The sequence below is a fragment of the Dietzia sp. NPDC055340 genome (assembly GCF_053645335.1).
Genome location: NZ_JBSHML010000035.1, coordinates 1 through 6,185 on the forward strand (window position 1 = coordinate 1; position 6,185 = coordinate 6,185).

Below are 6,185 nucleotides of genomic sequence, written 5' to 3' on the forward strand. Positions count from 1 at the left end.
ACCGAACATGCTTTCAGAGCATGTTCAACCCACCATCACCGCAGGCCACACCCACTAAATCCGGGTATCCATACACACATTCTGGCCTTTAACCCCCAAAACCCGCATCCCGCCGGCACCAGCCCACCGGCACCAGCCCGCCAGCCCCGGACCACTACCCACCACCCACCACACCCACAGCGGCGAACACCCGCTTCGGCAAGCTACAGCGCACCACATCCTCCAACAACAGGGCCCGTCCATCCCCATCCGCCAGAGGTACCGACCAGTTGGGGTACTCGGTCGAGGTACCGGGCATGTTCACAGGTCTGCGGTCGCCCACCAGATCCGCGAGCGAGACAGTGAGCAACAGAGACGGCGACGTCGCTAGGAAAGCGTGCAACGCGACGATGAGGTCGTCTGGGGAGTCGCCCTCGAGTAACCCGCGCTCTCGAACCGCGGTGACGAACCCATCCACCTCCGCGGCCGCGTCCCGGCGCTCGTCGGCCACGTCGCGGGTGAGTTGGCCGAGCTCGTCACGGATATCGACATGGACGAGATCGATGTACCCGGCGGTCGGCGCCAGGTCATGGGTGGTCACGGACGCCATGCACAAGCGGCGGTATTCCTCCGGTGGCAGTGGCCGAGCGGGAGCGTTGTCGTCGTCAAACTCGTCTCCAGCGTGTCGGGCGCCGCCGGAGATGCCCGGGTCGTGGGCGTCGTCGGTATCGCCGGCGTCGTCGGTCCGTTCAAACCACATCACCGACGTCCCCAGCACGCCGCGCTCGGACAGGGCCTCGCGCACGCCCGGGGCAACGGTGCCCAGGTCTTCGCCCACCACCACCGCACCGGCACGTGACGCTTCGAGGGTGAGGACGGCGAGCATGGCGTCGCTGTCGTAGTGGACGTAGGTGCCGTCGGTGGGTGGGGACCCGGCGGGGATCCACCACAGACGGAAGAGCCCGAGGATGTGGTCGATGCGCACGCCGCCCGCATCGCGCAACGCGGCCCGGACGATATCGCGGAATTGTCGGTAGCCGTTGTCGGCCAACGCGTCCGGGCGGAGCGGAGGTTGCGACCAGTCCTGCCCCCGTTGGTTATAGATATCCGGGGGAGCGCCGACCGACACCCCGCGCGCCAGCGAGCGCTTGAGCGACCATGCGTCGGCGCCCGAGGGATGCACGCCCACCGCGAGGTCATGCAGGATACCCAGTCGCATCCCTGCATCGAGTGCCGATCGCTGCGCGCGCGCCCGCTGCTCGGCGGTCACCCACTGCAGCCACTGGTGGAAGTCGATCTCCTCGGTGTGGGCTGAGGCGAAACGCTCGACCGCTTCGGACTCGGGATCGCGCAGGTCAGTGGGCCAGTTCACCCAGTCCGGCCCGTACTCCCCGGCCAACGCGCACCAGGTGGCGAAGGATCGGAGTCCGGGCCCTCCTTCGCGAATGAAGCGTTCGAACTCTGCGGCCTGGTCGGGCGTCCGGGGTACTGCGTACAACAGGCGTAGAGCTTCGATCTTGGCGGCCCACGAGGCGTCGCGGTCGAGGGAATCCGACCTGTTGGCCTCGGTGCCGGCGGTGAGGCCGGCGAGCTCGTCGACGCGGGTCCGCTCAGTATCGGGAAGGTCGGCGTACTCGGGCAGCAGCTCGGGGCGCAGGTACAAGGGCGAGGCGAAACGACGCGTCGTGGGAAGGTACGGCGACGGGCTCACCGGCGGGAACGGCTCGCCGGCGTGCATCGGGTTGACCAGGACGAAGTCGGCGCCCAGCTCGCGGCCGCCCCATGTGGCGAGGTCCATCAGGTCGGCGAGATCGCCCATGCCCCAGGACGTCGCCGACCGCACCTGGTAGAGCTGTGCCGCCAGGCCCACCGCGCGGCGCTCGTCCAGGCCGGCCGGGACGGGGATGCTCGCCGGCGCGACGAGAAGCGTCGCCGTGTAGGTCGCGCCGGGGTGGGTTCCGTCGGGGCGGGAGGCGTCGGTGGCGCCTGTCCTCGCGGTGTGGGTGGGGGATACGCCGGGGTCGACGACGACAACACGCAGTTGATGCCACCCCGCCGGCAGATCGCCGGGCACACTCACGGAGATCTGCTCCATCGGTGTTCCGTCGACCTGCCGCTGGATGCGGTCGCCGCTGAGAGGGAGCAGGGGAATCGGATCGGCGGACCCGGCGGTGGCGGAGGGCGTCTCCTCGAGGTGGACCGAGACCGTCACGTTCGCACCCAGCGGGACATGGATCGGGACCACACGGGTGGCGCCCTCGGTGGCGACCACGGTCGGCGCGAGCACACGACGCCACGGCGCGAGGCGCACCTCCTCGAGGGCGGCCCGGTCGTCGGTGTCGGTGGCGCGGGTGGCGGCGTTGTCGTCGTCGTGGGCGTCATCTTCCGCGGCGAGGTCGGCGCGACTCCCGGCGCCGACGCCCATCGCGGCGAGGACGGCGCGCACGGTGCGCTTGGGGACGTCGCGGTGGACGCCGTGCGCATCGGTGTACCCCGTGGCCACACCGCATTCCGCGGCGAGTTCGGCCAGGGCTTCGGGAAGGGCTGGGGGAACGGCGGATGTCGCGGTCACACCCCCACTGTGCCAGCCCGCGAAAGGCCGCGCGGGGCAAAAAACGGACCGCACTCCACGGCGTGTGAGGGGCGACACGTACCCTAGCCGTGAACACGTACCAGTTCCGCCCAGAGAAAGGCCGTGGACCACCCATGACCGAGGCATTCATCTACGACGCGATCCGCACACCGCGGGGTAAGGGCAAGCCAGGCGGCGCCCTGCACGGGGTCAAGCCCATCGACCTGGTCGTCGGGCTCATCGACGAGACCCGTCGCCGCTTCCCGGATCTCGACGAGAACCGCATCTCGGACATCATCCTCGGGATCGTCAGCCCGCTCGGCGATCAGGGAATGGACCTGCCCCGTATCGCCGCGCTCGCCGCCAAGATGCCCGACACCGTCGCCGGCGTGCAGATCAACCGCTTCTGTGCCTCCGGCCTGACGTCCATCAACATGGCTGCTCAGAAGATCCGCTCCGGCTGGGACGAGGTCGTCCTCGCCGGCGGCGTCGAGTCGATGTCGCGCGTGCCGATGGGCAGCGACGGCGGCGCCTGGGCCATGGACCCGGCCACCAACTATGACACCTACTTCTCGCCGCAGGGCATCGGTGCCGACCTGATCGCCACCCTCGAGGGCTTCTCCCGCGAGGATGTCGATCGCTACGCCGAGCGCTCGCAGCGACTCGCGGCGCAGGCGTGGGAGGAGGGCCGCTTCGACAAGTCGGTCGTGCCCGTCAAGGACATGAACGGGCTGACCGTCCTGGACCGCGACGAGCACATGCGTCCCGGCACCACCGTCGAGTCGCTGGCCGGCCTCAAGCCCTCGTTCGCCATGGTCGGCGACATGGGTGGCTTCGACGCCGTGGCGCTGCAGAAGTACCACTGGGTCGAGGAGATCAACCACGTCCACCACGGTGGCAACTCGTCCGGCATCGTCGACGGCGCCGCGCTGGTGGTCGTCGGTTCGGAGAAGGCCGGCAAGGAGATGGGGATGACCCCGCGCGCCCGCGTCGTGGCCGCCGCCACCTCCGGCGCCGACACCACCATCATGCTCACCGGACCCACCCCGGCCGCCCGGAAGGCGCTCGCCACCGCCGGCCTCACCGCCGACGACATCGACCTGTGGGAACTCAACGAGGCGTTCGCCTCCGTCGTCCTCCGCTTCCAGAAGGACATGAACATCCCCGACGAGAAGCTCAACGTCAACGGCGGCGCCATCGCCATGGGCCACCCGCTCGGCGCCACCGGCGCCATGATCACCGGCACCGTGCTCGACGAGCTCGAGCGCACCGGCGGCAAGCGCGCCCTCGTCACCCTCTGCGTGGGCGGCGGCATGGGCGTGGCCACCATCATCGAGCGCGTCTGATCCAGCCCACCGACACCACAGCCATACAGGAGTAGAAAACCAGTGAGCGACAACATGTTCCGGTGGGAGCAGGACGGCGACGGCATCGTCACCCTCACCATGGATGACCCCGACCACGGCGCCAACACGATGAACGCCCGGTTCATCGAGGACTTCGCGCAGACCGTCGACCGCATCGAGGCCGAGAAGGAGTCCATCAAGGGCGTCGTCCTGACCTCCGCCAAGAAGAGCTTCTTCGGCGGCGGCGACCTCAAGTCCATGATCAAGGCCGGCCCCGCCGACGCCGAGGACCTCTACACCCGGTCCCTGGGCATCAAGGAGCGCATGCGCGCCCTCGAGACCTGTGGCGTGCCGGTCGTGGCGGCCATCAACGGTGCGGCCCTCGGCGGGGGACTCGAGCTCGCGCTCGCGACCCACCACCGCGTGATGGCCGACGCCCGCGGCGCCAAGGTCGGACTCCCGGAGGTCACCCTCGGCCTGCTGCCCGGCGGCGGCGGCATCGTCCGTACCGTCCGCATGTTCGGCCTGGCCCAGGCAGTCCCGAACATCCTCATGTCCGGCAAGTCCTTCGCCCCGGCCAAGGCCCTCGAGGCGGGGCTGGTCGACGAGGTGGTCGAGCCCGAGAAGCTGATCGATGCCGCCAAGGCGTGGCTGGCCACCGGGCCCGAGGCCTCCCAGCCGTGGGACCGCAAGGGCTGGAAGCTGCCCGGCGGCACCATCAGCGATCCGGCTCTGGCCGGCGTGCTGCCCTCCTTCCCGGCCAACATGCGTAAGCAGACCAAGGGCGCGCCCTCCCCGGCGCCGCGCGCCATCATGGCCGCGGCCGTCGAGGGCTCGCAGGTGGACTTCGCCACGGCCGAGAAGATCGAGGCCCGCTACTTCGTCGAGCTCGTCACCGGCCCCATCGCGAAGAACATGATCCAGGCGTTCTTCTTCGACATGCAGCACTGCGCCTCCGGCGGCGCCCGCCCCAAGGCCGCCGACGGCTCGGAGATCCCCCGCACGGAGTTCAAGAAGGTCGGCGTCCTCGGCGCCGGAATGATGGGCGCGGGCATCGCGTACGTGTGTGCCAAGGCCGGCATGGAGGTCGTCCTCAAGGACGTCGAGATGGCCGGCGCCGAGAAGGGCAAGGCCTACTCCGAGAAGATCGAGGCCAAGGCGCTCGAGCGTGGCCGCACCACCCAGGAGAAGTCCGACGCTCTCCTGGCCCGCATCACGCCGACCATCGACCCGCAGGATCTCGCGGGCTGCGACACGGTCATCGAGGCCGTGTTCGAGTCTCCCGAGCTGAAGAAGAAGGTCTTCCAGGAGATCGAGGGCATCGTCAACCCCGACGCACTGCTCGGCTCCAACACCTCGACCCTGCCGATCACGGACCTGGCCACGGGCGTCCAGCGCCCCGAGGACTTCATCGGGATCCACTTCTTCTCCCCGGTCGACAAGATGCAGCTGGTGGAGATCATCAAGGGCGAGAAGACCACCCCGGAGGCGCTGGCCCGCGCGATCGATCTCACGCTCGCCATCCGCAAGGTGCCGATCGTCGTCAACGACTCGCGCGGCTTCTACACCTCGCGCGTCATCGGCACGTTCGTCAACGAGGCGATCGGGATGCTGGACGAGGGCATCGAGCCCGCGACTATCGAGCAGGCCGGCCGCATCGCCGGTTACCCGGCCGCCCCGCTGCAGCTGTCGGACGAGCTGAACCTCAACCTCATGGTCAAGATCCGTCAGGCCACCCGTGAGGCCGAGGAGGCCGCGGGCAAGGAGTACGTGCCGAGCTCGTCGGACCGCGTGGTGCTCAAGATGGTCGAGGAGATCAAGCGCTCGGGCCGCGCCGCCGGCGCCGGCTTCTACGAGTACGCCGACGGCAAGCGCACCGGTCTGTGGCCGGGCCTGCGCGAGGCGTTCACCACCTCGCCGGACAACGCCCCGCCGCTGCAGGACCTGATCGACCGCATGATCTTCGCCGAGGTGCTCGAGACGCAGAAGTGCGTTGACGAGGGCGTGATCGTCGACGACGCCGACGCCAACATCGGCTCGATCATCGGCATCGGGTTCCCGGCGTGGACCGGCGGCACCCGCCAGTACGCCAAGAACTACTCGGAGCCGGGCGCCAAGGAGGCCTCGGGCTACAAGGGCTTCGTCGCCCGCGCCGAGGAGTTGGCCGCGAAGTACGGCGAGCGCTTCGCGCCCACCGAGTCGCTGAAGAAGCTGGCGGCCGAGCAGGGCTGATCGGCAGCTCGCGTAGTGCGAGAGGAGACGGCGGCCGCTCCGGGGACGTGTTCCCC

At 69.3% G+C, this 6,185-nt stretch carries 3 protein-coding genes; 2 read left to right on the top strand and 1 reads right to left on the bottom strand.

Annotated features, from left to right (window positions below; genetic code table 11):
• Window positions 1-154 precede the first annotated feature (154 nt).
• The gene (gene malQ / locus ACWIFB_RS17145) at window positions 155-2,551 is read right to left on the bottom strand and encodes a 4-alpha-glucanotransferase (RefSeq protein ID WP_454058883.1); all 2,397 of its coding nucleotides are present in this window, start codon (window positions 2,549-2,551) and stop codon (window positions 155-157) included.
• Between the two features lie 134 nt (window positions 2,552-2,685).
• On the opposite strand from malQ, the gene ACWIFB_RS17150 reads away from it, so the two are divergent.
• Complete coding sequence (locus ACWIFB_RS17150) at window positions 2,686-3,897, top strand: acetyl-CoA C-acetyltransferase (protein WP_452099080.1); 1,212 nt, start codon at window positions 2,686-2,688, stop codon at window positions 3,895-3,897.
• A 42-nt stretch (window positions 3,898-3,939) separates the two neighbouring features.
• Window positions 3,940-6,129, top strand: a complete 2,190-nt coding sequence (locus tag ACWIFB_RS17155; RefSeq protein WP_452099081.1) for a 3-hydroxyacyl-CoA dehydrogenase NAD-binding domain-containing protein — start codon at window positions 3,940-3,942, stop codon at window positions 6,127-6,129.
• Window positions 6,130-6,185: the final 56 nt, after the last annotated feature.

Excerpts from the sequence above, each read along its gene's own strand:
- ACWIFB_RS17150 (WP_452099080.1), top strand. The coding sequence starts at position 2,686 with ATGACCGAGGCATTCATCTACGACGCGATCCGCACACCGCGGGGTAAG.